Annotated in this window: 24 protein-coding genes; 13 read left to right on the forward strand and 11 right to left on the reverse strand. The window is 65.6% G+C overall.

Translation table 11 applies throughout. The annotated features are described in order from the left end of the window. The first annotated feature begins 79 nt into the window (after positions 1–79). Together ACFQU1_RS12890 and ACFQU1_RS12895 are read left to right on the forward strand one after the other, a co-directional pair. A complete protein-coding gene (locus ACFQU1_RS12890) occupies positions 80–1,345 on the forward strand; it encodes a dihydroorotase family protein (RefSeq protein ID WP_378133087.1) in 1,266 nt (421 codons plus the stop codon). Between the two features lie 15 nt (positions 1,346–1,360). Beyond that, on the forward strand, positions 1,361–2,128 hold the full coding sequence (locus ACFQU1_RS12895) for an SDR family NAD(P)-dependent oxidoreductase (RefSeq protein WP_378133089.1): 768 nt from the start codon (positions 1,361–1,363) through the stop codon (positions 2,126–2,128). A gap of 53 nt (positions 2,129–2,181) precedes the next feature. Here ACFQU1_RS12895 and ACFQU1_RS12900 read toward each other — a convergent pair whose 3' ends face one another. After that, positions 2,182–3,042, reverse strand: a complete 861-nt coding sequence (locus ACFQU1_RS12900) for an urea carboxylase-associated family protein (RefSeq protein WP_378133091.1) — start codon at positions 3,040–3,042, stop codon at positions 2,182–2,184. Between the two features lie 440 nt (positions 3,043–3,482). Here ACFQU1_RS12900 and ACFQU1_RS12905 point away from each other — a divergent pair, with 440 nt between their 5' ends. Further along, positions 3,483–4,199: a DJ-1/PfpI family protein gene (locus ACFQU1_RS12905; protein ID WP_378133093.1), complete on the forward strand. Its 717-nt coding sequence runs from the start codon at positions 3,483–3,485 to the stop codon at positions 4,197–4,199. Between the two features lie 325 nt (positions 4,200–4,524). Then, the gene (locus ACFQU1_RS12910; protein WP_378133095.1) at positions 4,525–6,297 is read left to right on the forward strand and encodes a M23 family metallopeptidase; all 1,773 of its coding nucleotides are present in this window, start codon (positions 4,525–4,527) and stop codon (positions 6,295–6,297) included. 106 nt (positions 6,298–6,403) lie between these two features. On the opposite strand, the gene ACFQU1_RS12915 is transcribed toward ACFQU1_RS12910, so the two are convergent. After that, positions 6,404–7,189 (reverse strand): GntR family transcriptional regulator, encoded by a 786-nt coding sequence (locus tag ACFQU1_RS12915; protein WP_378133097.1) that lies wholly within the window; start codon positions 7,187–7,189, stop codon positions 6,404–6,406. Positions 7,190–7,429: 240 nt separating this feature from the next. Between ACFQU1_RS12915 and ACFQU1_RS12920 the strand changes: the two genes are divergently transcribed. The 6 genes from ACFQU1_RS12920 (at position 7,430) to ACFQU1_RS12945 (ending at position 12,975) form a co-directional block, all read left to right on the forward strand. Beyond that, positions 7,430–8,479, forward strand: coding sequence for an aminopeptidase (locus ACFQU1_RS12920; RefSeq protein WP_378133099.1), 1,050 nt, complete (start codon positions 7,430–7,432; stop codon positions 8,477–8,479). A 53-nt stretch (positions 8,480–8,532) separates the two neighbouring features. Then, positions 8,533–9,540 (forward strand): Gfo/Idh/MocA family protein, encoded by a 1,008-nt coding sequence (locus tag ACFQU1_RS12925; protein WP_378133101.1) that lies wholly within the window; start codon positions 8,533–8,535, stop codon positions 9,538–9,540. Positions 9,541–9,560: 20 nt separating this feature from the next. Next, positions 9,561–9,881, forward strand: a complete 321-nt coding sequence (locus tag ACFQU1_RS12930; protein ID WP_378133103.1) for a DUF4286 family protein — start codon at positions 9,561–9,563, stop codon at positions 9,879–9,881. A gap of 48 nt (positions 9,882–9,929) precedes the next feature. Beyond that, positions 9,930–11,006 carry a TRAP transporter substrate-binding protein DctP gene (gene dctP / locus ACFQU1_RS12935; protein WP_378133105.1) on the forward strand — a complete coding sequence of 359 codons (1,077 nt, stop codon included), beginning with the start codon at positions 9,930–9,932 and terminating at the stop codon, positions 11,004–11,006. A gap of 111 nt (positions 11,007–11,117) precedes the next feature. Continuing rightward, a complete protein-coding gene (locus ACFQU1_RS12940) occupies positions 11,118–11,654 on the forward strand; it encodes a TRAP transporter small permease (protein ID WP_378133107.1) in 537 nt (178 codons plus the stop codon). Between the two features lie 4 nt (positions 11,655–11,658). Then, positions 11,659–12,975, forward strand: coding sequence for a TRAP transporter large permease (locus tag ACFQU1_RS12945; protein WP_378133109.1), 1,317 nt, complete (start codon positions 11,659–11,661; stop codon positions 12,973–12,975). Positions 12,976–13,008: 33 nt separating this feature from the next. Here ACFQU1_RS12945 and ACFQU1_RS12950 read toward each other — a convergent pair whose 3' ends face one another. Then, entirely contained in the window at positions 13,009–14,022 is a 1,014-nt protein-coding gene (locus tag ACFQU1_RS12950) for a hydroxyacid dehydrogenase (RefSeq protein WP_378133111.1), read from the reverse strand. Between the two features lie 168 nt (positions 14,023–14,190). On the opposite strand from ACFQU1_RS12950, the gene ACFQU1_RS12955 reads away from it, so the two are divergent. Then, positions 14,191–15,042: an amidohydrolase family protein gene (locus ACFQU1_RS12955; protein ID WP_378133113.1), complete on the forward strand. Its 852-nt coding sequence runs from the start codon at positions 14,191–14,193 to the stop codon at positions 15,040–15,042. 91 nt (positions 15,043–15,133) lie between these two features. On the opposite strand, the gene ACFQU1_RS12960 is transcribed toward ACFQU1_RS12955, so the two are convergent. The 4 genes from ACFQU1_RS12960 to ACFQU1_RS12975 form a co-directional block, all read right to left on the reverse strand. Continuing rightward, a complete protein-coding gene (locus tag ACFQU1_RS12960; RefSeq protein ID WP_378133115.1) occupies positions 15,134–16,990 on the reverse strand; it encodes a TRAP transporter large permease subunit in 1,857 nt (618 codons plus the stop codon). 81 nt (positions 16,991–17,071) lie between these two features. Beyond that, positions 17,072–17,722: a hypothetical protein gene (locus tag ACFQU1_RS12965; RefSeq protein ID WP_378133117.1), complete on the reverse strand. Its 651-nt coding sequence runs from the start codon at positions 17,720–17,722 to the stop codon at positions 17,072–17,074. A gap of 37 nt (positions 17,723–17,759) precedes the next feature. Next, positions 17,760–18,752, reverse strand: a complete 993-nt coding sequence (locus tag ACFQU1_RS12970) for a TRAP transporter substrate-binding protein (RefSeq protein ID WP_378133119.1) — start codon at positions 18,750–18,752, stop codon at positions 17,760–17,762. Positions 18,753–18,877: 125 nt separating this feature from the next. Further along, positions 18,878–19,198, reverse strand: coding sequence for an NIPSNAP family protein (locus ACFQU1_RS12975; protein WP_378133121.1), 321 nt, complete (start codon positions 19,196–19,198; stop codon positions 18,878–18,880). A gap of 120 nt (positions 19,199–19,318) precedes the next feature. On the opposite strand from ACFQU1_RS12975, the gene ACFQU1_RS12980 reads away from it, so the two are divergent. Further along, the gene (locus tag ACFQU1_RS12980) at positions 19,319–20,176 is read left to right on the forward strand and encodes an amidohydrolase family protein (protein WP_378133124.1); all 858 of its coding nucleotides are present in this window, start codon (positions 19,319–19,321) and stop codon (positions 20,174–20,176) included. Positions 20,177–20,396: 220 nt separating this feature from the next. Beyond that, positions 20,397–21,047 (forward strand): TetR/AcrR family transcriptional regulator, encoded by a 651-nt coding sequence (locus ACFQU1_RS12985; RefSeq protein ID WP_378133126.1) that lies wholly within the window; start codon positions 20,397–20,399, stop codon positions 21,045–21,047. A 12-nt stretch (positions 21,048–21,059) separates the two neighbouring features. Here the strand turns inward: ACFQU1_RS12985 and ACFQU1_RS12990 are convergent, their stop codons facing one another. The 4 genes from ACFQU1_RS12990 to ACFQU1_RS13005 are packed head-to-tail and all read right to left on the reverse strand — an operon-like array spanning position 21,060 to position 25,052. Next, positions 21,060–22,193 (reverse strand): mandelate racemase/muconate lactonizing enzyme family protein, encoded by a 1,134-nt coding sequence (locus tag ACFQU1_RS12990; RefSeq protein WP_378133128.1) that lies wholly within the window; start codon positions 22,191–22,193, stop codon positions 21,060–21,062. A 23-nt stretch (positions 22,194–22,216) separates the two neighbouring features. After that, complete coding sequence (locus tag ACFQU1_RS12995) at positions 22,217–23,020, reverse strand: 2-keto-4-pentenoate hydratase (protein ID WP_378133130.1); 804 nt, start codon at positions 23,018–23,020, stop codon at positions 22,217–22,219. 9 nt (positions 23,021–23,029) lie between these two features. Continuing rightward, positions 23,030–23,827 carry an HpcH/HpaI aldolase/citrate lyase family protein gene (locus ACFQU1_RS13000; protein ID WP_378133132.1) on the reverse strand — a complete coding sequence of 266 codons (798 nt, stop codon included), beginning with the start codon at positions 23,825–23,827 and terminating at the stop codon, positions 23,030–23,032. After that, positions 23,820–25,052 carry an alpha-hydroxy acid oxidase gene (locus tag ACFQU1_RS13005; protein WP_378133134.1) on the reverse strand — a complete coding sequence of 411 codons (1,233 nt, stop codon included), beginning with the start codon at positions 25,050–25,052 and terminating at the stop codon, positions 23,820–23,822. Before ACFQU1_RS13005 ends, ACFQU1_RS13000 begins: the two co-directional genes overlap by 8 nt. Positions 25,053–25,313: the final 261 nt, after the last annotated feature.

Below are 25,313 nucleotides of genomic sequence, written 5' to 3' on the forward strand. Positions count from 1 at the left end.
GGAGAGCGCCATTTTCGACCTGCTCATCACCGGCGGCACTGTCGTCAATGCCGACAGCGAGGTCAGGGCCGATGTCGCCGTGGCCGGCGGCAAGGTCGTGGCAGTCCTGCCGCCGGGCGAGACGGCCCTTGCGCAAAACGTGCTGGACGCGACCGGCCGGCATCTGCTGCCTGGATTGGTCGACGTCCATGCGCATCTGCGCGAGCCGGGCCTGACCCACAAGGAGGATTTCGACAGCGGCACGATGGCGGCCGCGCTCGGCGGCGTCACGACGGTGCTGGACATGCCGACCGACGAACCCTGGACCGCAACGCCCGCACAGCTCTCCGCGAAGATGGCGATGGCAAAGGGCCGTCTCCATGTCGATGTCGGCTTCCAGGTCGTCATGAGCAGGAGCATCGCTGATCTCGACGCGCTCTTGCAGTTGCGGCCCGTTTCCTTGGAGGTCTTCACGGCCGATGTCCCCGACGCTTTTCTGTTCGAGAGCTTGGATGAAGTCAGAGAGACGCTGAGGCGCCTTGCCAGCCGAGACACGCTCATCGGCATCTCGCCGGGCGATCAGTCGATCTTGCGCGGGAGCCTGTTGCGGGAAAGCGCCGGGGACATCGCCGCCTTCCTGTCCAGCCGCCCGCCGCTGGCGGAGGCCGGCGGGATCGCGCGCGCCATGCTCGCCGCTGCCGAAACGGGAGCGCGCATCCATGTCCGTCAGGTCAATTCCCGGCTCGGGGTCGATACATGGCGCCGGCTGCGGGACATGGCCGATGCCAGCGTCGAGACCACCCCGCAGAACCTGTTCTTCACGGCCGAGGATTACGCGACGGGCGGGGCCCATCTGAAAGGCTCGCCGCCATTCCGCGCCAGGGATGATGTCGCAGCCCTGCGCGCGGCCCTCTCCGAGGGGCTGGTCGATATCGTGGCGACCGACCATGCGCCGCACAGCCCGGCGGAAAAGGCAGCGCGCTATGCGGCTTTTGCCGACATCCCCGGCGGCATGCCAGGCCTGCAGACCCTGCTTGCCGTCATGCTCAAGCTCGTCGGCGAAAATGTCATCCGCATGACCGACCTCGTGCGGATGTGCTCCTATAACCCGGCAAGACGTTTCGGCCTCGGCCGCTCGAAGGGCGCGATCGCTACCGGCCATGACGCCGATATCGTGATCATCGACCGCGGCCGGACGGGAGTCATCACCCATGACGAGCAGGCAAGCCGGGCTGCTTATACGCCCTTCGACGGCTGGGTGGCTCCCGCCGCGCTCACCCATGTCCTTCTTCGCGGTGAGCGCATCGTCAGCGAAGGGATGCTCGTCGCGCCCGGACGCGGCCGGGTCGTGACCCGGCAGGATTGAGGACAGTCAATGCCCATGCTGCAGAACAGAGTGGCCATCGTCACCGGCGCCAGTTCCGGTATCGGCCGTGCCATTGCGCTGCGCTTTGCCGCGGAGGGAGCGGCCGTCGTGATCGCCGACAGGGTGGAAAGCCCGCTGGAAGGCGGCGAGACGACCTTGGAGCGCATTCGCGCCGGCGGCGGTACCGCCGCCTTTCTCGAGACCGACATTTCCGATTGGAATGCTGTCGATGCGCTGGTCGCCGAGACGGTTCGGCGCTTCGGACGGCTCGACATCATCGTGAACAATGCGGCGATCTATACGTCGACTAATCTACTGGAGACCAGCCCGGAACAGTGGAGCCGGGTGATCGGCGTCAATCTCACCGGCTTCTTCTATTGCTGCAAGCGGGCAGCCCAGCAATTTCTGCAACAGGAGCCGGTCGGCGAAGCGCGCGGCCGGATCGTCAACATTTCCTCGCAGCACGGCATGGTCGCCTGCCCCGGGGATTTCCCCTACGGCGTCTCGAAGGGCGGCATCGTGCAGATGACACGGCAGATCGCCGTGGATCATGCGAAGGATCTGATCATCTGCAACGCGATTGCACCCGGAAAGATCATCACCGGCAAGCCGGGCATCGCCAACGATCCCGATGCGCTCGACTATTCGAATAGCCGTACGCCCTGGCCAAGGCTCGGGACGCCGAACGATGTCGCGGGCGCCGCTCTTTTCCTGGCGAGCGACATGGCGAGCTACGTCACTGGCGTCAACCTCATGGTCGACGGCGGCTGGATGGCCGGCTGACCGGCAGTCTCAGCGCGAGCCCCGCGCTGCAGGCTCTGTCGTGCGACATGGTCTCATCGACCATGCCCGCCGGCATAGCTGTTGCGCTGGGGGGATTGCCAGCCGCGTGGCGGGCTGATCGGCTGGTAGATGTCGATCCGTAGCGGATGGCAGGCGGCCGCATCGCTCGAATGGGCAGAGCTGCAATCACCGCCGGGGCAGGCGGACAGCGCGCCGATCAGGTCGATTTCGGCGAAAAACTCCAGGAAATCTCCCGGCCGGACCGGCGAGGCCTTCATGAAATATTGCCCGGTGTCGCGGGTGAACCCCGTGCACATGAAGACATTCAGCACGTCGTGCACATGGGCCTCCGCGGCAGCGAGCGGCAAGCCCTGAGCGTCAGCGAGGGCGCGGGTCAAATTGGAATGGCAGCAATGATGGTAGTCGCCCCCGGAAAGGAGCTTGTTGGTATTGGGATCGCAGCGCGTGCCGATGACGTCGTGCACCGAGCCGCCCCACTCGTCGAAACCGTACCAGTCGAGCGTATCTTCGGTGATGGTCGCCATGGGCCTGAGATAGGGCAGGTTCGACCATAGCCGGTCGCCCGTCGACAGATGCGTGCCGTGCAGGGCGCGCGTCTTGCCGGAATAGAAGCGCTCGCCGATATCGTGCGCATTCCACAGGTTGAGGTCGCCGACCTGCGGTCCCTCGATGCTGACGATGCGGAAGAAGCAGCCTGCCGGAACGGAAAAGCTCGCCGCGTCCCGCGGCGGAACGATCACCGTGTCGAGCCGTGTCCACCCGTCGCGTGCGGCGCGGTAGGCGGTCAGATCGGCCGGCGGGAGCGCGTCGATCGGATAGCAGATCACGGGGCGCACGGCCTGCTTCGCCGCCGCGTCGTCGGGCTGAGGGTGTTCCGAGAGCGAGGGCTTCATACCTGTCCGCCTCCTTGGCAGCCGGTACCCGGTGGGCATGGCTGACGAGTTTAGCGCCCGGACGAGACCTCGTCGACCGCGCCGAGGACTTGGTCCGCATTGCCCCTCTTGCGGAGAAAGCGGCTTCCGCCTCCGCCTTTCGTCTCGCATCCTATCCCATAGTGATCAACGAAACTTGTCTTGACACGGTTAAGCCTTCGCTTCGCCACGATTCGACGGTAGCAGGCGGCGCCCCTCCCCCAGGGGGCAGGCCCCGGTCGTGCCTGGCGCCCCCCAATTTCCGGGCAAGACCGGGGCCACCGGATATGTGTATATCTGGGAAGCGGCATCCGCGGAGGCGAAGCGGCTCGCGCGTGAGCCCTCGCTATCATTGCGGTTGGCGGTGGTCTCGAAGTCTGCTCAGAGTGCCTTACCCCCGGACCTGAGGCGGAGAGACGATCATGATGCAAGACCCCAAACTGCGTATCGGAATGCTCGTTTTCCCGCGCTTCACCCAGCTCGATTTCGCAGCCCCCTTCGAGGTCTTTTCTCGGCTTCCCAACGCGGCCGTGGACATCGTCTGGAAGACGCAGGAGCCCGTTCGCGACCCCTTTGGCTTGACGCTCCTGCCGACCTCCGATTTTGCGGCCGCCGGGCCTTACGACGTCCTCTTCGTCCCGGGCGGTCCCGGGCAGACGGACCTGATGCTCGACGAGGAGGTGCTCGGCTTTCTGCGTCGGCAGGCCGAAACGGCCCGTTGGGTTACGTCCGTCTGCACGGGGTCGCTCGTCCTCGCGGCCGCGGGACTGCTTCGCGGCTATCGCGCGACGTCGCACTGGCTCTCATTGGATCAACTCGCCCTTTTCGGCGCCGAGCCGGTAAGGCAGCGGGTGGTCATCGACCGCAACCGCGTCACAGGCGCCGGTGTGACGTCGGGCATCGACTTTGCCCTCGTGCTCGCCTCCGAGATCGCCGGGCAGCAGGTCGCCGAAACCATCGCTCTTCAGATCGAATATGACCCAGCGCCGCCGTTTCCGCCGCGATCGACGGCGGATTCGACCGATCCCCTCGTCGCCGAACTTCGAGCCAAGGCCGAAGGCTTCCAGGCCCAGCGGTTGGAGATCGCCAGGCGCGCGGCTGCCAATCTCATGGCACCGGGAGCGCCGCCCCGTCCATGATGGTTCTCCTTCCTCAGCGGGTCGCCGCCTGCGATTGACGGCCATGACGCGCGCCGCCACATCGCGAATGTCGCCCGCCGTGATCATGGCGGGACGGAGCGGCAAGGCCACAATCTCGCCCAGATAAGCCCCGCTATTACGCGCCAGTTTTCTATCGAATCGTTCTTTCCGAAGTCCAAGGCAGGCCCGCGGACGATATGCTGAAAACCTTGTTCGCAAAGTCCGTCGCGTTGTTCCCGCGCGCCAGTTGCTCCGTCGGCGCCTCGCGCCGGCCCTTAGGGCACCGCGCCATTCCGGCAAGGGACAATCGGCGGAACGGACAGGCGTGAACCGTCGCTGGAACTCACGTGAGATGCTGGTCGGGGTGGCCCCGCCCCTCAATTCAGCTGTCGAAAGGGCCGCTCCGCTCGGGCATGCCGTCCTCAATATCCGATGGCTGCTGGCGACGGTTCTCTTGGCCTCCGTTGCCGGAGGCTTGCTATCGGGTGCACTGACGTCGGCCGTCGGCAAGAAGCTCGGGTCCGCCGCCGCCCCTGTCCTGGTGGTGCCCAGCCTGACGCATCAGGAAGTGGCCGAAACGGGGCGCGGCGATCGCGCGGCTTCCGCGCATCGCGCCAAGACAAAAGCCACGCCCGTGCGCGTCGAGCAATTGAACGAGTCCGGCACGGGCACGCGGCGCTTCACGCATCTCTTCGCCCGGCTCGACCAGCTGGAACAGGAAGCGCTGGAAGCCGTCGCTATCGCGCGACCCGATCAGGACAACGACCCGGCCCTTTCGAGCCATGACGCTGCGGCGGGCCCGGCCTTGCGCCCGATCTCCTTCGTGAAGGCGCGTCCGCGCCCGCCGAAGGCCGTCACCGCCTATGCGGAGCTCGGCAAAGATCCGCCGAGTCCTGCTCCTGTCTTTGACCAGCCCCTGAACCTGTCGGTGGTGCCGCGATCGCCGGAGCGGCCGGAGAATCCTGTCCATGTGGTCGTCGCCAGGGTAGGGGACACGCTGCCCGCCATCCTGGAGGCTCTCGGCGATCCGGCCAAGGAGGCAGAGGCGGCCGCCTCGGCGCTTTTGGTCCAGGGCCGGCTGGGGGATGGCAAATTTGCCGGCGGCGAGGTGATAAAAGTGCTCGAGGAGCGTCCGGATGAAGGGGCCGCTCCACCATCCGTGCTCAGGGTCACCGTAGAGCCGCCCGGCCAGCCCAAGCGCGCGGTCGCGCGCAGCGACAGCGGCAGCTACAAGCCGGTCGATGCACCGCAGACCGATGCGATCCGTATTGATGCAACATCGGAGGATGCTCGAAATCGAACGATCGGGGGCGGCGAAAGCCTGCGCGACGGTCTCGACGCCCTCGCCAAGGTCAATCAACTCGACCAGGGCGTCGTCGACGAACTGGTGCGGCTCTGCGGCCACGACTTCGACCTCGCATCGCCCCTATCGGCCTCCGACTCCGTCGATCTTCTATACTCTCCCGACGAGCGTGGCCGGCCCGAGCTCGACTTCGTCGCGCTGAACGTGGCCGGCCAGGCCCGCCGTTATTATCGCTTCGCGGCGCCCGACGACGGCAGTACCGATTTTTACGACGAGAATGGCCAGTCGGTGACGCAATTCCTGCTGCGCAAGCCGGTTGCCGCCGGCCGGCTCGGCGATGGCTTCGGCTGGCGCGTTCATCCGATCCTGCGAGATCGTCGGTTTCACGAAGGGGTCGATTACGCCGCGCCCTACGGCTCTGCGATCGTCGCGGCCGGCGCGGGCGCCGTGGAGATCATCGGACAGCAATGGGGCTACGGCAAATACATCCGCATCAAGCATGATCTCGGCTATGAGACCACCTATGCCCATGTCGCCGGTTTCCCGCGCGGGCTGAAGGTGGGCGACCGAGTCCGCCAGGGCGAGACCATCGCCTATGTCGGCTCCACGGGGCTGTCGACAGGGCCGCATCTTTATTACGAGGTCCGCATCAACGGCCACAATGTCAATCCGCTGCGCATCAAGCTCGCCGGAGGGCGCGTGTTGAGCGGCAATGTCCTTGCCACTTTCTCGCAGGCGCGACAGCAGCTCGATCAGCTCGTCGACGCGTCCGCCATTGCGACCGCCAGCCGCTGAGCGGATTATCCGCTGCAGGGCTGATGCGCGCGGAAGCTGCGCGAGCAGCCCGCGACCCAGACCGTGCTCTGCAGGTCTTCGCTCGGACGCGCCGGCCTTGGCGGATCTACACTGCGGCGCGGCGCCGCCTGCGGACCGGTTCGCTCGTCCGCTCCCCGTCGCCCTCCACGAAATAGGTTTCGAGGGCGGCGAGCGCGTTGATGTGGTTCGAGCGGATCAGGGCGGCGGCCAGCTGCTCGTCGCGATCCTCATAGGCCTTGAGGAGCCGCGCATGGTCGTCGAAGGAGCGCGCCATGCGCCCCGGCCGTGACAGGCTGATGCGGCGCAGGCGCGCCGTGCGCAACAGGAGAGAATCGAGCATTCGCTTGACGGTGCGGTTCTTGGCGAGCTGCGTATTCAGCTCGTAGAAGTCGACATTCGCCCAGATGAAGGCGTTGAGGTCGTCGCGTTGATAGGCGCGCTCCATCTCCCGGAACGGCTGCTGCAGGAGGTCGAGCTCTTCCGATGTGATGGTGCGCGCGACCTCTGATGCGATCATGCCGAAAAGGACGGAGCGCGCCCGGTAGATCTCGCGAATCTCGGCGACGTCGGGGGAGGCGACGCGTGGGCGCTTGCGCGGCGGCACGTCGACGAGCCCTTCCTTCTCCAGCAGCATCAGCGCCTCGCGGATCGGCGTGCGGCTCGTCTTGTACCGCTTCGACAACTCGACCGAATTGAGGTCGGCCCCCGGCGGCCGAAGCCCCTCGATGATCTCGCCGCCCACCTCGCAGGCGATATGCGAGACGAGCGAAGGCCGGTCGTGCCGCTCTGCGACGATCCGGCGGACGAGCGCCTGTGCCTGCTCGATGGAGCGCGGATCGGGCGGCCTATTCTTCACGACCTTGGTGTCCACTTTTGTTTCGCTGACCTCGTCTTTGTTCTCACGGCGAGTTTACCAGATCGCGATGGCTGTCGCAGCCGCGCTCGCTAGAGGCCCTTTCTGCTGGTGCTTTGATCCGCCCTTTCGATCGTAATGTCCACACTTGACGTATTATGCCTTGCATAAGCTTCCAAAGGAAGCCGAGTTGTGCTTTATCTGTCGACACAGATTGCAAGGCGGGACATTCTTGCCGAGAGCATGGAGGAAACAGGCATGGTTGCTGGGGCGCTTCTCACAGGAAACATGGAGCATCTGCGCCGACCGCTCGCCCGCAACGTCAAGGCGGGCGACAAGGTGCTCGTGCTGTCGGACACCGCGCATGATCCGCGCGTCTGGCAGGCCGTGATGAGCATCCTGCAGGAGATCGGCGCGGATGTGACGGTCACACTCTTCGAGCGTCGCCCGGCGGACTACTACGACCCGCCGGCTGCCGTCTGCGAGGCGATGTTGAAGTCGGACGTCAACGTACTGATCGCCTCCACCGGCATGCTCCATTGCGCCGCGAGCCTGCGCTCGATGGAAGCCGGCATCCCGTCCATCTGCCTCGACGGCGGCATGCAGCTCGAATGGCTGCAATCAGGCGGCATCACTGACGACATGCGCCAGATCGCCGTGCGCAAGCATTACGTTGCCGAGCGGGTGTTCGGGGCGGATGCCAAGCTCTGCCGCGTGACGTCGCGCTATGGCACCGATTTCACCTATAGCGTGGAAAACCAGATCTGGATTCCGCCGCTGCCGGGTCCGGAATTCGATCCTTTCAAGATCATCAACTTCCAGAAGGAAGAGAACAGGCCGGCCGGCAAGCTTTATTACTATCTCTACCCGACCGGCGAATTCAATGTGGCGCCGCATGAAGGCTCGGCCAACGGCAAGCTCGTCATCGACTTGACCATGCATCACCTCGGCCGCCTGTCGAGCCCGATCGAGCTCACCGTCGTGAACGGCCGCATCACCAAGATCGACGGCGGGGCGGATGCGCACATCCTGCGCGACTTCCTCGACACCTACGGCGACGAAAATGCCTATATGTGCCCGGCCGAAGCGTCGGTCGGCGTGAATGCCAAGGCCGTCATTCGCGGTATTCAGCGCGAAGACAAGAATATCATGGGCACCATGCATTTCGGCCTCGGCACCAATGTCGATGTCGGCGGCTCGATCATGTCGAAGATCCACATGGATGGCGTCATCCTGCATCCGACCCTCTATGTGGACGGCGTGAAGCGCATCGAGGACGGGCGCTTCCTGGTCGATATCGAGGGCTGACGGCCCGGTGCCGGCGCCTGCCGCGCCGGCACTCACCTGCAGGAGTTCGGGCCATGCGTGTCGCCTTCATCGGCGTGTCCCACTGGCATATCGGCCTTTATCTCGACCCCTTCCTGGATCTCATTCGGGCGGGTGAGCTCGATGCCGAGCTCGTCGGCATGGCCGACCCCGACCCGGCGGTCGTCGACGGCTTCAAGGCGCGACTCGGCTGCGACGGGGACACCGATTACCGGGCGCTGTGCGAACGCACCAAGCCGGATTTTGTCTTCGCGCTCGGTCGCCACTGCGACATGGCGGAGGAGGCAGCCTATCTCATCGAGGCGGGCATTCCCTTCGCCATCGAGAAGCCCTGTGGCCTGAACGGCGCGGAGGTGGAGCGGCTCGCCGATCTCGCCGAGCGCAAGGGCAGCTTTGCCGCCGTGCCGCTCGTGCTGCGCAATGGCGGATTTCTGGCGACGGTCGATCCCATGGTCGCCCGGGAAGGCGTGCATTACGCCACCTTCCGCTTTGTCGCCGGTTCCGCCAAACGCTATCTCGACAACGGTTGTGCCTGGATGCTCGACCCCAAGCTCTCAGGCGGCGGCTGCACGGTCAATCTCGCGGTGCATTTCTTCGACATCTGCCAGATGTGGTTCGGCGGGCCGGATCTGAAAGTGGTCTCCTCGACGATGTCGAACGCTGCCTGGGGCTTTCCGGTCGAGGATTATTCGGCCGTCACCTTGGCGAGCGGCAGCAAGACCTGCGTCATCGAATCGGGCTATCTCTATCCCGCCCCGACCAATGTCTTCGACATGCATTATGCGGTGAAGACGGGCTCGCATTACGTGACGGCCTGGGGACCGAAAGCGCTCGAGATCCGCGATTACGACGGCAAGGGCGAGATGCTCGATGTGTCGAACACCAACGTGCCGCACTACCGCGATTTCGTCATCGACGTTCTCGCACGCAGTGCGGCAGGGCGCCCGCCCTTGGCGTCGCTGCGCGATATGGCGCGGGCCTTTCGCCTGATCGACGAAGCCTACAGATTAGCCCAGCCGCTTGCCGTCGCACGCGCCGGTTGAGCAACCATTCGGAGGACGCCATGACCGAACCTCAGCGCCGCAAGAAGGGGCTCCTGCTCGTGATGATCGACATCGAGCCGGAATATGAGGAGGAGTTCAACCGCTGGTATCGCGAGGAGCATTTCCCCGAGCGCATGGGCTGCCCCGGCATCCTCAACGGCCGCCGCTTCCTCGCTCTCGAAGGCGGGCCGAAATATCTCGCGCTCTATGATCTCGATAGCCCCGAAGTGCTCGACAGCCCGGATTATCAGAAGATCGCCGGGCCGAGCGAATGGACCAAGGAACTACTGCCGCATTTCGTCAATCGCGTGCGCAACGTCTATGTCGAAATCGAGCCCTGAGACGCCGGCCTACGGCGCAACATCAAGTAAACCACGAGGGGAAACGCCATGACGCAAAATACAGAAAAAGCACAAGATAGAAGACATTTTGTCAGAGGGCTTGCCTCGGCGGCTCTGCTCGTCGGTGCGGCACTCCTCGGTGCCGTGGCGCCGGCCGCCGCCCAATCCAGCGAGGCGGGCAAGGTCGTCAAATGGAAGGGGGTCGCTCTGCAGCGCACCAGCCTGCAGTGGACGGAGAAGTGGATGTGGCTCAAGGATGAGCTCGCCCGCCAGACCAACGACCGCCTGCAGCTCGACGTGGTGAGCTTTCCGGAGCTCGGCATGACCGGTCCCGAGCTCATCCGCGTGCTCAATTCCAATCTCGTCGACATCGCCGATGTAGTCACCGGCTATGTCTCGGGCGAGGTGCCGCTGTTCGAAGGGGCGCAGCTGCCCGGCATCTACGCCGACTACGCGCAGGCCCGGAAAGGTTATGACGCCTGGGGCTCGGCCGTCGTTGATGGCCGCGAAAAGCAGATCGGCGGAAAGGTCATCGGCTCCTTCGCCTTCTCTTCGCAATATCTTTGGACGAAGAACCCGATCAACAGCCTCGACGATCTCAAAGGCAAGAAAATCCGCATCTTCTCCAAGGCGCAGGCGGATTATCTCAGTGCGCTCGGCGCCGAGCCGGTCTCCATTCCGCTGGCGGACCTCTATACGGCGCTCGAACGCGGCGCAGTCGACGGGGCCGTCACCGGTCCGGAATGGGCAACCGGCGTGAAGCTCTGGGAGATCGTCGGCTATGTCACCGACCTCAGGCTCGCTGTCGGCGGCGGCTATGTGGTGGTGAGCCGCCGCGCCTGGGACGCCCTGCCGGCGGACATGCGCGCGGTCATGGAGAAGCTCGCTCCGGAGGTGACCCAGCGCGGATGGGACCTCGGTGCCCGCGACACGACGGCCGGCATCGAGCTCGCGGTCAAGAACGGCATCAAGGCGACCATCCCGGCCAAGGCGGAATGGCAGCCGACGCTCGCCAAGATCGCGCGCGAGGTCGTCGTGCCCGGCTGGGCCAAGCGTTCGGGTCCGGATGCGCTGGCGCTGTTCAACAAAAATCTCGCGCCGATCAGCGGTTTCACGGCGGAGTGATCCGGCGGCGCCAGCCGCCGTCCATGCGCAGCCGCGGCGCATCGGTCCGACGTTCAAGGCCGCAGCGGCTGCTTCGGACCGGATGTGCCGCCCAGCGGATCGAGGTTCACGATGGAAGCTGCCGCCTCCGCTCCTGCGGGCGTTCTCACGATGATCGAGGCGCTGCTCGGTCGCCTGACCTACGCCATGGCCTGGCTCAGCGGCGCATCCTTTTTGCTGCTCTCCTTCTACATGACGGCCGACGTGATCGGCCGCTACATGGGCACCTACTACACCGGCGTGACCGATGACATCTCGGTCTATGTGCTGGCGGTGGGCGGCACCTGGGCGATGGCCGAGGCCCTGCGGGCCGGCGCGCATGTGAGCGTCGACGTCATCGTGCATTTCCTGCCGGCGCGCCTCCGGGCCGTGCTCGCGACGCTTTCGCTCGCCGCGACCACTGTCTTCTCCGCCATCCTCGCCTATTACGCCTGGATCCTGGCGATCGACAGCCACGAGCTCGGCACGCGCTCCATCACCATGCTGCAGGCGCCGCTCGAAATCCCGCAGGGGCTGATGGCCTTCGGCCTCAGCGTGCTCACGCTGCAAGCCTTGCTCACGACGCTGGTGCACGCTTTGGGGCGGCGCCGGGCCCGCCTGGAGGAGTGAGCCGATGCTGACCGTTGCTCTCGTCCTCGTTGCGGTGCTGCTCGCCGCCTTCGCGACCGGCATGTATGTGTCCATGACGCTCGGCTGGACCGCGCTCGTGGTCGGCTGGCTCTTCAGCGAGCGGCCCTTCATGGACATCCTGTCCAACGTGCCCTGGAACGTGATGACCAATGCGACGCTCGTCGCGCTGCCGCTCTTCATCCTCATGGGCGAGATCCTGCTGCGCAGCGGCGTCACCGAGGGGATGTATGAGACCCTGAGCAAATGGACGAACCGGCTGCCCGGCGGCTTGCTGCATACCAATATCGCAGCCTCGGCCATGTTCGCCTGCGTCTCCGGTTCCAGCGCCGCGACCGCGGCCACCGTGGGCGGCGTCGCCATTCCCTTCCTGCGCGCCCGCGGCTACGGCGAGAAGCTGATGTTGGGGTCGATCGCCGCCGGCGGCACGCTCGGCATCCTCATTCCGCCGAGCATCGTCATGATCGTCTATGGCGTCTTGGCGGAGGAATCGATCGGGCGGCTTTATATGGCGGGTATCGTGCCGGGGCTGGTGCTTGCCTTCGCCTTCATGGCGGTGATCCTGCTGCTGGTGCGCTCCGACGCGGCCGCGGCGCCGGCCGCCATATCCGCCACCTGGCGCGAGCGCCTGGTGGGGCTCGGCAAGCTCCTTCCGATCGGTGCGCTGATCCTGCTGGTGTTGGGCACGATTTACGCGGGCGTGGCGACCGCGACGGAAGCGGCCGCCTTCGGCGTCGTCGGCGCCATCGCCATCACGGCGCTGAACCGGCGTCTCAGCATGGCGATGCTGCGCGACACCTTCCTGGCGACCGCCAATACCACCGCCATGATCATGCTCATCCTGATCTGCGCCTTCTTTCTGCAATTCGTGGTCAGCTTTCTCGGGATCCCGACGGCGCTCAGCAGCTGGGTGGCCAGCCTCAACCTGTCCAAGCTCGAGCTCGTGGCGGCCATCTGCCTGATCTACATCGTCCTCGGCATGTTCATGGAGAGCCTGTCGATGGTGGTGATCACGCTGCCGATCCTGCTGCCGATGCTCAAGACCATGGGCATCGACTTGGTCTGGTTCGGCATCATCGTCGTCATCCTGGTCGAGATGGCACTGATCACACCGCCGGTCGGTATGAACCTGTTCATCCTGCAGTCGATCGCCGAAGGGCCGGGGGTCGACAGACGCAAGGTCATCGCCGCCCTCTATGGCGGGATCGTGCCGTTCCTGGCCGCCATGGTGGCTGTGGTGGTCCTGCTGTTCATCTTCCCCGACCTGGCGCTTTGGCTACCGCGCACGGCGCGTGGCAGCTGAGCTGGGTGATCCGTCGCGCCGCAACTCCCGGCTTCACCGCGGGGCGAGGAGCGGCGTGAGATGGAGGCCCCGGCTCTGGCGGACCGCGTAGACTTCGGCGTTGTAGACATGGGCTGGCCGGCGGCCGGCGAGATCGTCGAGCACGGCGTCGGCGGCGGCAAGACCGACGCGTATCACCGCCTCCTCGGTCTGACCGGCGACATGCGGCGACAGCACCACATTGGCCAGCTGGCGAAGGGGGGATAGCGGCGGAAGCGGCTCCTCGGCGAAACAGTCGAGGGCCGCGCCGCCGAGGCGTCCCGATTGCAGCGCGGCGATCAGTGCGGGCTCGTCAACGAGCTCGCCGCGTGCCGTATTGACGATCAGCGCGCCGGGCTTCATTGCGGCGAGCGCCGCCGCATTGATTATTTGCGCGGTCTCCGGCGTGAGCCGGGTGTGCAAGCTGACGATGTCGGCTGTTTCGAGGAGCTCCTGGCGCGAGGCAAGCCGAACTCCTTCGATCGGCGATTGCGTGAGCCCGCGATCGCAGGCGATGACCCGCATGCCGAAGCCGAGGCCCTGCCGCGCCACGCGGCTGCCGATGGCCCCGAGACCGAGAATCCCGAGCGTCCGCCCGTCGAGTTCGCCACCGACCAGCGGATCGCGATGCCAGAGCCCGGCGCGCATGGTCTCGTCGGCCTCGCGCGTCTTGCGCAGGAGCGTCAGCAGCAGCGCAAACGTATATTCGGCAACTGCTGCAGCATTGGCAGCGCCGGTAGTGGTGACGAGGACGCCATGCTCAGTCGCAGCAGCCAGGTCGACGGCATCGACGCCGACGCCGTGGCGGGCGATGATCCTGAGGTGCGGCGCCGCCTCGATCACCCGCCGTGTGACGGTCCCGAGCCGGGCGAGGATGGCGGACGCCTCGCCGCAGGCGGCGATGTAGCGCTCTTCCGGCGCGTAAGCCTCCAGGATCGTGACGTCGCAGTCTTGGCGCAGTCGTGCGATCGCCTCCGGGCGAATGCTCGGATCGCTGACGACGACGCAGGGGCGAGCATCTTCGCGCATGCTGAAAAGATACCTTTATTATTGATCTATAAACAACGGTTGACTGAGGTCGTCAATGAGGCTTCGATGGCCCCATAATGCACGTGCCGCTCGATCCCCGCGTGGGCCATGGAGCGGTTCAAGACGGCGTCGGACATCCCGGCGCGACAGGGGAGGACTGACCTGCCAATGCGCGGACTTTGCGATTGCCACATGCATGTCTTCGGGCCGCCGGAGCACTATCCCGGCGCGCCGAACCGCACTTATCAGCCGTCGGAAAAAGGCTTTGCCGCGTACCGGCCGATGGCCGATCGCCTCGGCATCGAGCGCGTCGTGATCGTGCAGCCGAGCGCCTATGGCACCGACAACCGCTGCACGCTGGACGCCTTGCAGGCTCGCGGCGCAGACACGCGGGCCGTGGTCGTCGTCGATCCCGGCATCGCGGATGAGGACCTCGCGGCCATGGATCGCCTGGGCGTCAGGGGCGTGCGCCTCAACCTGATGTCGCCACGCATCGACGATACGGCCGCGGCGGCCGAGGCGTTGAACGCAGCGGCGCAGAAGATCGAGCGGCTGGGCTGGCATATCCAGATCTATGCCGATCTCGATCTCGTCGCGTTGCTCGCCCCGGCCGTACGCCAAGCGCGCGTGCCGGTTGTCTTCGACCATATGGGTGGGGCCAAGGCGACGGGCAGCGTCGATGATCCGCGTTTCCAGCTGCTGCTGGACCTTTTGGCGGAAGGCCGCTGCTGGGTGAAGCTCTCCGGCGCCGATATCGTCACCTGGGAGAACCGGGATTTCGGCGGCGCCTCGCCCTTCGCGCGGGCGCTCATCGCCGCCAATTCCCGCCAGCTCGTCTGGGGGAGCGACTGGCCGCATCTCGTCCACCATGCGAGCGGTCTCGGTGATGCCGCCCCGCCTGCCGGCTACCGGCCGGTGGAGGAGGAGGCGCTGCTGTCCTTCCTCAAGGACTGGGCCGGAGACGAGGCGACCCTTCAGGCCATTCTTGTCGACAATCCGGCCCGCCTCTATCGCTTCTGAGTTCCAGGGCACGTCTTGGGTTCCGCCGCGATCACGCGCGGCGGATTTTGTGCGCGTTCGGAACGATCCCGCTTGAGGCGTGTCGCCCGGTTCAGTGCGTAAAGCCGAGGAGATGCGGCACCGCCAGCGTGAACCAGGGAATGAAGGTGACGAGCAGCAGCCCCACGAGAAGCACCAGCACATAGGGCACCATGATGACCGAGGCCCGGTCACCCGGGGCACGCGTGACCGCGCAGGCGATGTAGAAGCCGACGCCGAGCGGCGGCAGGAAGGCACCGATGCCCATGGCGACGAGGAGCACGATGCCGTAGTGCAGCGGATCGACGCCGAGCTCCGGCGCGATCGGCAGGAGGAGCGGCGCCAGGATGAGCAGTGCCGGCAAGCCCTCGAGCAGCGAGCCGAGGATGACGAGCGCGGCGATCGAGGCGAGCATGAAGAGCTCGGCGCTGTCGCGCCAGGTCGACACCGTCGATGCCAGCATCTGCGGCAGCTGTGCCGCCGACAAGACCCAGGAGAAGGTTTGCGCCGCCGCGAGTGTGAAGAGCACCATGGCCGAGACGGTGGAGGCCTCGACCACCATGCGCCCGAACTGGCGCAGATTGACCTGCCGATAGAGCAGAACGGCGATCCCGAGGCCATAGGCAACGGCAAAGGCCGAGATTTCGGTGGGCGTGGCGAAGCCACTGAAGATGCCGAGGAAGAGCAGCGCCGGCATCGAGAAAGGGATGATGGCTCTGACGCCGAGCCGGGAGATCTCCACCCAGTTCCAGCCGGCATGGGGCTTCGTCTTATATTTCCGGGCCCGGACATAGATCAGCGCCATCAGGCAGATTGCGATGACGGCGGCGGGGATGAGGCCCGCCGCAAAGAGCGAACCGATCGACAGCGACGTCACCGAGCCGAGCACCAGCATGGCGAGGCTCGGCGGGATGCATTCGCCCATGGCGGCCGAGGCCGCGAGCACCGCCGCCGATTCCGAGCGGTCGTACCCCTCCTCGTCCATCATGTCGCGCATCACGAGCCCAACGGCCGCGACATCCGCCGCCTTCGAGCCGGAAATCCCCGAGACGATATACATGCTGACGACCATCACCTGCATGAGGCCGCCGCGCAGGCGCCCGACGAGCGCCGCGATGAGCATCACGAGCCGCCGCGAGATGCCACCGCCTTCCATGATGAAGCCGGCGAAGATGAAGAAGGGGAGCGCCAGCAGCACGAAGCGGCCGACGCCGTCCGCCATGTTCTGCGGCACCGCGACAAGGGACACGAAGGTGCCGGTGTGGAGATAGAGGATGGTGCCGAGCACCAGCCCGAAGCCGACCGGCAAGCCGAGCAGCACCGTCACGAGAACCACGAGCAGGGCGAGCGTGATGGCGATCGCATTGGGAAGCGGTGCGGAGGCGAGTGCCTCAAAGACGAGGAGCGGCGCGATCAGGATCGCGACGGCGATCAGCGCGATGAGGACATCCCGGCGCGCCCGCTCGAAAAGCCGGACAATGGCGTAGAAGGCAAGAAGCACCATGCCCGCGGGCAAGGGCAGGGCGAACCAGGCGCCCCGCAATTCCAGGATCGGCGACAACTCGTCCCACCGGGTTTGCACGAGATCGACCGAATAGAAGACGCTGACGATCGCCAGGATGAGCACCAGCCAATCGGCGGCCGCCAGAATGACCGCCCGGACTGCCTCCGGCAGGCTGCCGATGATGGCATGCACCGAGATATGCGCATCGCGGCGATAGGCGACGGCGCCGCCGATGAAGGCGATCACCGACAGGGCGAGCGTCGCGACCTCGTCGGTCCACAGCAGCGGCGCGTGGAAGAGGCTGCGGCCGAGCACATTGGCGATGACGACGACGAGTTCACCGATGAGGGCGATGCCCACCACAACATCGACGCCTCGATCGACGAAACGGAGCGCATGGCCGTGGGGGGCGTCAGCCTTGTGCATGGCTCGGGCTCCAGGTCGTTATTGCGCCTCTGGGCGCGCATCGCGTTATTCATGCGCCGGGCGGTCGCCGCTTCCGAGCGGCTAAGTCCGTCGCAACTGAGGGCCCGCCAACCATCTCTCGTAGCGTGTGTAGACATTGACCATGTCGAGGTAGCGCCGGCCCTCGCCGAGAGTGGCAACAGCGCCCTCGGGCGGCGTCCAGGGGGCATGGAGCTCGGCGATGCCGAGGAGGTCGGTGCCGTCAGACTGCTCGGCCTCGAACAGGCGCAATTGCGCTACTTCGGGCCTGCCTTCGTAGATCTCGCGCAAGCCGGCCAGGATCCGCTCGCCTGCGGAGGGCGGCACCTGCCGGAAACGCCAAACGGCGAGCCGCGACGAGGAGCCGTTCTGACCGAGGAGGGCCTTGCCCGGGTAGATCTGCCGCGCGCCGGCGCGGTAATGGCCCCAGACGCGCGGGACAACACGCGCCGTCCAGCGCGAATAGTTCTCGCCGGCGATCTTCGCGTATTCGGGCCCGCTCAGGACGCCGAGATCTTCGAGATCATAGATGGCGAGATAGCGCGGCCATCCGTCCAAGCAGACGAAGCGCGCGGCGGTCAAAAAGCCCTTGGTGCCCTGCCGCTCCGGGAAATGCTCCGTATCGTACCACTGCTGAAACTCCTCCTCCAGTTCCGGCGAGGGTTCCATGGCGGCCAAGAGGAGCCCCGCCTGGCCCGAGTTTGCGTTGTCCATGCGATCCGATGATGTTGCGAAGATGAAGATGACGATGCTATTGCGCGGAGGCGATCTTCTCGAAGAGATCCTTGTATTTGGGTCGGAACTGATCGTAGACCGGCTCCATCTTGGCGCGGAAGGCGGTGAAATCCGTCTCGCTCACCTGCATGCCCCGTTCCTTGCAGACGTCCATCGCTTTCGTCGAGGCCTCGGCGACGGAGCTGCGCCAGAACGGCTGCACATTCACCGCGGCAGCCTTGAAGATGTCACGCTCGGCCGGCGTCAGGCGCGACCACAAGGCCTTGCTGACCATGAGCGCGCCGGCATTGTAGACATGGTTTGTCAGCGCCAGGTTTTTCGTGACTTCATAGACCTTGAAGGTGACTGCGGTCGGCAGCGGAAAATCGACGGCATCGACCGTCTGTTGCGACAGGCCGAGATAGACCTCGCTTCCGTCGAGGGCGATGGGCACGGCGCCCAGCGCCTTGAACATCGCCGCGAAGACAGCACCCGGCTGGATCCGGATCTTCAGGCCTTCCATGTCGGCGGGCGTCTTCACGGCCCGATCGCGCGTCTCGAGCTGGCGCCAGCCGTACCAGCCCCAGGAGAGGCCGATGATGCTCTTTGCCTCCATGTCGGCGAGAAGGCGCTGTCCGACGGGGCCGTCGAGGATTTTCTCGGCGCTCGGCTTGTCTTTGAAGATGAACGGCAGGTCGATGACCTGCACGGTCGGCACGAGGCTCTCGAGATAACCGGAGGTCAGGATCGCGCAATCGACGATGCCCGTCTGCAGGCTGTTGCCGATATTGACTGTGCTGCCGAGCGCCCCGCCGACATACAGCTGCACGCCATATTTGCCGCCGGTCTTCTCGGCGATCTCGGCGCCGAAGCGCTGCCCGACCTGGTAGGACATGTCCTGGGTCGTGTCGGCCGTCGCGAGCTTGAGCTGAATGGGTGCCGCCGCCTCGGCGCGTCGCACATAGGGCGCCGCGACGGCACCGGCCATCAGGGCGACGAGACAGCTGCGGCGTGAAGGATTGATCGTCATCGTAACCTCCCCAGGGTCGGCGAATGATTGCGCCGCGATCGGCCGGCCTCGTTCGCTGGGCGGCTCGTCGCGAGTATTCAAGCTTAGTTATAGATATGTCAATAACAAAGAGCGTGGGACTGCCCCTAGGGCATCGGCGAGAAATCGGTGGGCGCCAGGAAGCGGTTCTGGGTGTTGAGCAGCAAGCCACCTTCGCCCAGGCGGCGAAGATAATCCTGCCAGGCGGGATCGCGGTTCATGACGGCTCGGCGGCTTTCGCGGTCGGCCTGGCTATCATAAGCCCAGAGATGCACCACCTGGTTCAGCTCGCCTTCAAGCCCCGTGTACCACCCGAGGCATCGGCCGAGGTATTTCTGCTGCAGTGGCCAGCCATATTCTTTGTAGAAGGCGACGAAGTCCCCGACGCGTCCGGGCTTCACAGTATAAATGCGCATGTCGACGATCATCTGTTCCACCATGCCGGATGAGGGAGTGCACCGCCTCCCATTGTCGCCTTGACAGAGCTGTTATTCATAGATCACTAAATAACGATACTCAAGGTCCGAAGCCATAAAGGAGGATGCCCGATGGAGCCATGCCAAGGTCCGCGCGACAGCACGAGGCCGCCGCGGTTTTCTGTTCCGGCCCGGGCCTGCGATTGCCACTCGCATATCCTCGGGCCGGTCGACCGCTACCCTTATGTATCGACGCGCAGTTTCACGCCGCCGGATGCTTTGCCCGATGCCTATCTGACGATGCTGGGGGCGCTCGGCATCGAGCGCATGGTCGTCGTGCAGCCGAGCGTCTATGGCTCGGACAACAGCCGGACGGCCGATGCCGTGGCGGAACTCGGCATCGCGCGCGCCAGGGGCGTTGCCATGGTGGGCGAGGGGATCGACCTTGCCGAGCTCCGGCGCCTCGATGACAGCGGCATTCGCGCGGCACGCTTCATCACGACGGCGGGCGGCGGCCCGTCGCTCGACAATCTGCCGGGGGTTGCCCGCAAGGTGGCGGAGGTCGGCTGGCATATCGAAATGTACGTTCCGCCCGAGGTCTGGCCGGAGCTTCTGCCCATCATCGAGACCTTGCCGGTACCGGTCGTCTTCGACCATATGGGCGGCCTCAAAGCCGATGTCGATCAGAACGACCCGACGTTGCGCGGCATCCTGCGCCTGCTCGGAACCGGCCGCCATTGGGTGAAGCTCTGTGGCTATCGCAATTCGGCCGGCCATCCCTATGGGGATGTGGCCGCGCTCGCCCGGCGCTTTATTGCCGAGGCGCCGGACCGCTGCGTCTGGGGCACGGATTGGCCGCACACCGCGATCAAGGGCTATATGCCGGACGATGGCGAACTGCTGGACCTGCTTGCCGATTGGGCTCCCGAGCCGGAGGTCCGCAGGAAGATCCTGGTCGACAATCCGGCCGCGCTTTATCGGTTCGACTAAGGCTCCCTGCGACCCCGAGACAGCGCGTGGGCGAGGTGTCAGTGCCTCGCCCTTCTGTTTTGCGCCATCGGATGCTAACGAGAGGCGCTTCATCACGCGCGAGTTATGCAGAGTGGCCGAGACGATGAAGGCGCGTCGGCGGGTTCCGCCCCGCGCCGCCAAACCAAATGCCCCCAAGGCGACCTCGAGGGTCCATGAACCTGCGCGCCCGCGCCGGCGCATGCTGGCGGCCGAACGGGAGGAGCTCATCCTCATTCAGGCGACCCGCTATTTCGCCGAATTCGGACTGAGCGCCGGCACGATCGAGCTCGCGCGTCGCATCGGCATGACGCAGCCGTTGCTTTACAAATATTTCCCGACCAAGGAAGCGCTCCTCGTCAAAATCTACGAGCGGCTCTTCCCGCAGAACTGGGGGCCCGAGCTCACGGAAATCCTCGAGGACGAGAGTCTTGCACTGCGCGAGCGGCTCACGAAGTTCTATCAGACATTTGCTGCATCTGTGCTCACCTATGAGCATGTGCGGCTCTTCCTGTTCAGCGGCTTGACGAATAATTCGCTCAATGCCCGCTATTACGCCATCCTGTCGGAGCAGTTCTTCACCCGGATCGTCATGGCGCTGAGGCTGGAATTCCTCGGCAGGAAGACCCGCCGCGCCATTGACGATGACGAGATGGAACTGGTGCAGTCGCTGCACGCCGCCATCTACCATGTCGCCTTCCGCCGTTGGGTGCACGGCTTGTCGGAGGATACCGACTGGGATGGGCTCATCGCCCGCAAGATCGACATCTTTCTCGACGGTGCCGCCCGGACCATGGAGAAGGTCCACGCCGGGCGGAGCCGCCGGCCTGCGAAGAAGACCGGCGCCCGCTAGCGAACCGGTCCATCACGCCTCCACCGTGAAGCGCTTGATGGCATCGCGGTCGACCTCGATGCCGAGGCCGGGGCCGGTGGGGATATCGACGAAACCGCCGTGCTGCTCGATGGGCTCCACCAGGACCGCCTTGCGGAAGGGATGTTCGGAACGGTCGAATTCGAGCAGCGGCTCGCGCGGGCGAAGCCGCGCCGGCGTGTGCGGAATGGCGCCGAGCAGTTGCAGGGCAGCCGCCATGCCGATGCCGGTGCCCCAGACATGCGGGATGTAACGGATGCCGAAAGCCGTCGCCATATCGGCGATCTTCTTGCATTCGGAGAGGCCGCCTGCCGCGCAGGTGTCCGGCTGCACGATGTCCATCGCGCGGCTCGTGAAGATATTGATGAAGCCCCAGCGCGTATAATCGCATTCGCCGCCTGCCACCGGAATCGGCTGGCTGGCTTTGACTTCGCGATAGCTGGCGAGATCTTCCGGAACGACCGGCTCTTCGAACCAGTCGATATTCTGGTCGGCGACACGCCGGGCGAGCGCGATGGCATCGAGCGCGTCATAGGCATGGTTGGCGTCCAGCATGAGCTGCCGCTCCGGCCCGATCTCCCTGCGCACGGCCTTGATGAGCGCGATGTCTTCTTCGAAATCGACGCCGATCTTCAGCTTCACGGCCTCGAAGCCTTCGGCCAGGCGCTCGCGTATTTCCCGGACGATGTAATCGAGCGGATCGCCCTCGTCGAGCCGGTAGGTGCCGGTTGCATAAGCCTGCACACGACTGCGCATCGGCCCGCCCATCAGGCGGTGCACGGGCACGCCGAAGGCCTTGCCCTTGATGTCCCAGAGCGCGATGTCGACGCCGCTCAGTGCCGTGACCGCGATGCCCTTCTGCCCCTGGTCGCGAAAGCGGTTGTAGAGGTTCTGCCAGATGACCTCTGTCGCGAGCGCGTCGGCATCGATGAGATGCCTGCGGAAGGCATTGACCATGGCGGCATTGACGCGTGCCGGGCCGAAGCACTCGCCCCATCCGACGAGCCCCGTATCGGTCACGATCTCGACGATGCAGGAGGCGCGCACCGTCGTGCGGTCAACCGACCAGCTGAAGGGCTGCTCCAGCGGCGCTTCCAGAACATGGGTGCGGAGCTCGGCAATTCTCATTGTGTGGGTCTCGTTCCTTTGGTTCAGTCCGCGAGCGTCAGGGCGCCAAACCCCTCGACCCGGATTGAGACGGATTGGGCGGGCAGCCTGATCGGCGTCGGCTTGACGAGGGAGCCGGTCAGCACGATCTCGCCGGCTGCAAGGCCATGGCCGTGACCGGCGAGCTTCTGCACGAGCCAGCGCAGCGCCTCGAACGGCCGCAGCACATCGGCCGTGCTGCCATGGACGACGGCGCCGTCGATTTCGGTGGCACCCCGGCGATCGCTCGTCAGAAGGTCCCGCCAATTGGCCTGCGGCGGGCCCAGGACGAAGGCGGCGTGGAAGAAATCGTCGGTGAGGATCGTTGGAATGCCGACCTCGAGCGGCGCGCCATAGCGGTTGTCGATGACCTCGCAGGCGAGATGGGTCGATTGCACAGCTCCCTGCAGGATATCGTCGGAGAGATCGCTGCCGCCGTGGAGATCGGCCCCCATCACGAAGGCGATCTCGCATTCGAGCGAGGGCGCGGTGAGCGGCCCTGCCAGCGCTTCGTGCAGGCTCGCGGCCTGCGTCGCGTCATAGATGCCGGCATAGATCGGCTCGGAGAGGCCGAGCGCGCGCTGGCCGGCGGTTGAGGTCGAGCCGATCTTGTAGCCGACGCGGCATATGCCGGCGGCGGCGAGCGCGCCGTGGATGGCGTGCTGCAGGTCGTAGCCTTCGGCCATCGTCTGCGGATGCGCGGCCGGCAAATGCCACTCCGGCCGGCGCCGGCGTGCGGCGACGAAGCCGGCGAGATCGCCGGCGGCAGGGGCTGCGGAGGAGGGGGGCACAGGGGAATGATCCGTCATGGTGGCGGCTCAGACCAGCGCGCGAAGGCTCGCCGCGGCGCTCGTCGCCCCGGCCATGATGAAAGCGGCGTCCGACTGCGTTGGAATAAATTGCGAGCCCAGCTCGATATAGGTGCTCTGGCGTTCGAGATTGGTGTCGCCGCCGACGCCGAAGAACTTGCCGTGCGCCTTGCAAGCCGCAGCCACACGCGCAACGGCGGCCATGACCTCCGGATCGCCCAGGCCGCCGGGCTTGCCCATGCTCGTCGTCAAGTCCGTCAAGCCGATGAAAACGACGTCGACCCCTTCGACCGCGGCGATCTCCTCGACATTGCCGAGCCCCTCCAGGGTCTCGATCATGCAGACCACGAGTGTGTTGCGGTTCATGATCGCGATCGCCTCGGCCTGGGGCACGGGGCGGAAGTCGAGGAGGGGATAGCCGCTCGTCGCCGAACGGCGGCCGATCGGCGCGAACTTGCAGGCATTGACGCCGGCGCGGGCATCCTCGGCCGTATTCACGTCCGGGAAGACGACGCCGGTCGCGCCGCCGTCGAGCAGCACCGAGATGTTCGGATCGCGGCAGCTGCGCACCCGCACGAGCGCTGTGATGCCTGCCCCGAGGGCGGTTTGCGCGATATGGCCGACGGTTTCCAACGCGAACAGGCCGTGCTGGGTGTCGATGAAGAGGAAATCGAGCCCGCTCGATTTCGCCACCCGCGCGATGTCGCCCGATCGGGCGAGGCGCACGATGAGGCCAAGCGCGAGCTCGCCGGCTTCGAGCCGCTGCTTGGCGGGATTGGTCACGACGGGAGCCATCGTCTCAGGCATGTCCGGCCTTTCTGAGCGGGGTCGGGGCGGGGCCGGCGTAATCGTCGGCGCAGCCGATGCGGAAGGGCGGCTCGCGCTGGAGGAGGCAGTGCGGGCCGAGGCCGTCGAGGGTGGGACAGCCGATCTGCGCCATGTTGAGATCGATCTCGTTGCGCAGGATATCGATCGCCTTGCGCGCTCCCGGCTTGCCGAAGGCTGCGACGCCGTAAAGCGTCGAGCGGCCGATAAAGACGAATTGCGCACCGAGGCAGAGCGCAATGAGGATGTCGGAGCCGCGCCGGACGCCGCTGTCGAGCATCAGCACCACCCGGTCGCCGACGGCGGCGCGGATCAGCGGCAGCATCTCGATCGGCGAGGGCGCCATGTCGAGCTGCCGGCCGCCGTGGTTGGAGACGATGATGCCGTCGACGCCGAGCGCGGCGGCGCGGAGCGCATCGTCCGGATGAAGGATGCCCTTCACCACGAGCTTGCCCGGCCACAGCTTGCGGTAATGCTCGAGGTCCGCCCAGGTCTGTTCGGAGGCCGGTGTCTGGCTGGCGAAGAGATTGGCCACGTCATCCGGGCTCGCGCCCTCAGGGGCGAAGGGCTGCCAGTTCGGCATCATCGGCGTGCCGCCGCCGGCCCTGAGATAACCGGCGAGCCAGCGCGGTCGCGAGAGCCCGTCGATGATCGTGGAGAGCTTCAGGCGCAGCGGCCGCGTGAAGCCGTTGCGGATGTTGCGCTCGCGTTTCGGGGCAATCGGCACGTCGGCGGTGAGCACGAGGGTGTCGATACCGTGCTCGGTCGCCCGTTCCATCAGCCGCCGGCCATAGCTGCGGTCGTGGGTTGTGTAGAGCTGGAACCAGATATTGCCCGGCGCACGGCCGACGAGGCCCGCGAGCGGGCTGTTGGTGGCGCAGGAGAGGGCGAAGGGGATATTGGCACTCGCCGCGGCTTCGGCGAGCATGTCGTCGGCGCCCGGCCGCCAGAGGCCTGCAAGGCCCGTCGGGCAGATGCCGAAGGGGCTGTCATAGGTCTTGCCGAAGATGGTCGCCGACTGACTGCGCTTCGACACGTCGGTGAAATAGCGCGGCAAGAGCCGGTAGGCCTGAAAGGCCGCCCGATTGCGCTGCAGACAGAGTTCGGCCTCGACGCCGCCGTCGATGAAATCGAAGGCGAGCCTGGGCAGCCGGCGCCTCGCGGCCTCGCGCAAATCGTCGATTGTGACGACCTTCTCGATCTTCATGACGATGTCTCGGGCATGGCGACGGAAAGGTATGGAACGGGCAGCGGATCGGCGCGAACGGCCTGTCGATGACGTCGCGTCGATTGCTTGTAATTCATATCATAATACTAAATGGAAGCCTGTCAACGCAGCCCGTCGAATGACCGGCGATTGGCGCCATCGACGGCAGGCGGCAAAGACACACAGCTGCGTCGATGTGAGCGATCCGCTTAGAATTTCAGCCTTTTTCGACTTGAGGTCTAGCCGGCACGCGTTGACACT

It is taken from the genome of Chelatococcus sp. GCM10030263 (genome assembly GCF_042666455.1).
In the GTDB taxonomy this organism is placed as follows: Bacteria; Pseudomonadota; Alphaproteobacteria; order Rhizobiales; family Beijerinckiaceae; genus Chelatococcus.

What these genes read in the sequence shown, in the direction of transcription:
- ACFQU1_RS12895 (WP_378133089.1), top strand. Translation starts at nt 1,361, where the DNA reads ATGCTGCAGAACAGAGTGGCCATCGTCACCGGCGCCAGTTCCGGTATC.
- ACFQU1_RS12900 (WP_378133091.1), bottom strand. Translation starts at nt 3,042, where the DNA reads ATGAAGCCCTCGCTCTCGGAACACCCTCAGCCCGACGACGCGGCGGCG.
- ACFQU1_RS12905 (WP_378133093.1), top strand. Translation starts at nt 3,483, where the DNA reads ATGATGCAAGACCCCAAACTGCGTATCGGAATGCTCGTTTTCCCGCGC.
- ACFQU1_RS12920 (WP_378133099.1), top strand. Translation starts at nt 7,430, where the DNA reads ATGGTTGCTGGGGCGCTTCTCACAGGAAACATGGAGCATCTGCGCCGA.
- ACFQU1_RS12925 (WP_378133101.1), top strand. Translation starts at nt 8,533, where the DNA reads ATGCGTGTCGCCTTCATCGGCGTGTCCCACTGGCATATCGGCCTTTAT.
- ACFQU1_RS12930 (WP_378133103.1), top strand. Translation starts at nt 9,561, where the DNA reads ATGACCGAACCTCAGCGCCGCAAGAAGGGGCTCCTGCTCGTGATGATC.
- dctP (WP_378133105.1), top strand. Translation starts at nt 9,930, where the DNA reads ATGACGCAAAATACAGAAAAAGCACAAGATAGAAGACATTTTGTCAGA.
- ACFQU1_RS12940 (WP_378133107.1), top strand. Translation starts at nt 11,118, where the DNA reads ATGGAAGCTGCCGCCTCCGCTCCTGCGGGCGTTCTCACGATGATCGAG.
- ACFQU1_RS12945 (WP_378133109.1), top strand. Translation starts at nt 11,659, where the DNA reads ATGCTGACCGTTGCTCTCGTCCTCGTTGCGGTGCTGCTCGCCGCCTTC.
- ACFQU1_RS12950 (WP_378133111.1), bottom strand. Translation starts at nt 14,022, where the DNA reads ATGCGCGAAGATGCTCGCCCCTGCGTCGTCGTCAGCGATCCGAGCATT.
- ACFQU1_RS12955 (WP_378133113.1), top strand. Translation starts at nt 14,191, where the DNA reads ATGCGCGGACTTTGCGATTGCCACATGCATGTCTTCGGGCCGCCGGAG.
- ACFQU1_RS12960 (WP_378133115.1), bottom strand. Translation starts at nt 16,990, where the DNA reads ATGCACAAGGCTGACGCCCCCCACGGCCATGCGCTCCGTTTCGTCGAT.
- ACFQU1_RS12965 (WP_378133117.1), bottom strand. Translation starts at nt 17,722, where the DNA reads ATGGACAACGCAAACTCGGGCCAGGCGGGGCTCCTCTTGGCCGCCATG.
- ACFQU1_RS12970 (WP_378133119.1), bottom strand. Translation starts at nt 18,752, where the DNA reads ATGACGATCAATCCTTCACGCCGCAGCTGTCTCGTCGCCCTGATGGCC.
- ACFQU1_RS12975 (WP_378133121.1), bottom strand. Translation starts at nt 19,198, where the DNA reads ATGATCGTCGACATGCGCATTTATACTGTGAAGCCCGGACGCGTCGGG.
- ACFQU1_RS12980 (WP_378133124.1), top strand. Translation starts at nt 19,319, where the DNA reads ATGGAGCCATGCCAAGGTCCGCGCGACAGCACGAGGCCGCCGCGGTTT.
- ACFQU1_RS12985 (WP_378133126.1), top strand. Translation starts at nt 20,397, where the DNA reads ATGCTGGCGGCCGAACGGGAGGAGCTCATCCTCATTCAGGCGACCCGC.
- ACFQU1_RS12990 (WP_378133128.1), bottom strand. Translation starts at nt 22,193, where the DNA reads ATGAGAATTGCCGAGCTCCGCACCCATGTTCTGGAAGCGCCGCTGGAG.
- ACFQU1_RS12995 (WP_378133130.1), bottom strand. Translation starts at nt 23,020, where the DNA reads ATGACGGATCATTCCCCTGTGCCCCCCTCCTCCGCAGCCCCTGCCGCC.
- ACFQU1_RS13000 (WP_378133132.1), bottom strand. Translation starts at nt 23,827, where the DNA reads ATGCCTGAGACGATGGCTCCCGTCGTGACCAATCCCGCCAAGCAGCGG.
- ACFQU1_RS13005 (WP_378133134.1), bottom strand. Translation starts at nt 25,052, where the DNA reads ATGAAGATCGAGAAGGTCGTCACAATCGACGATTTGCGCGAGGCCGCG.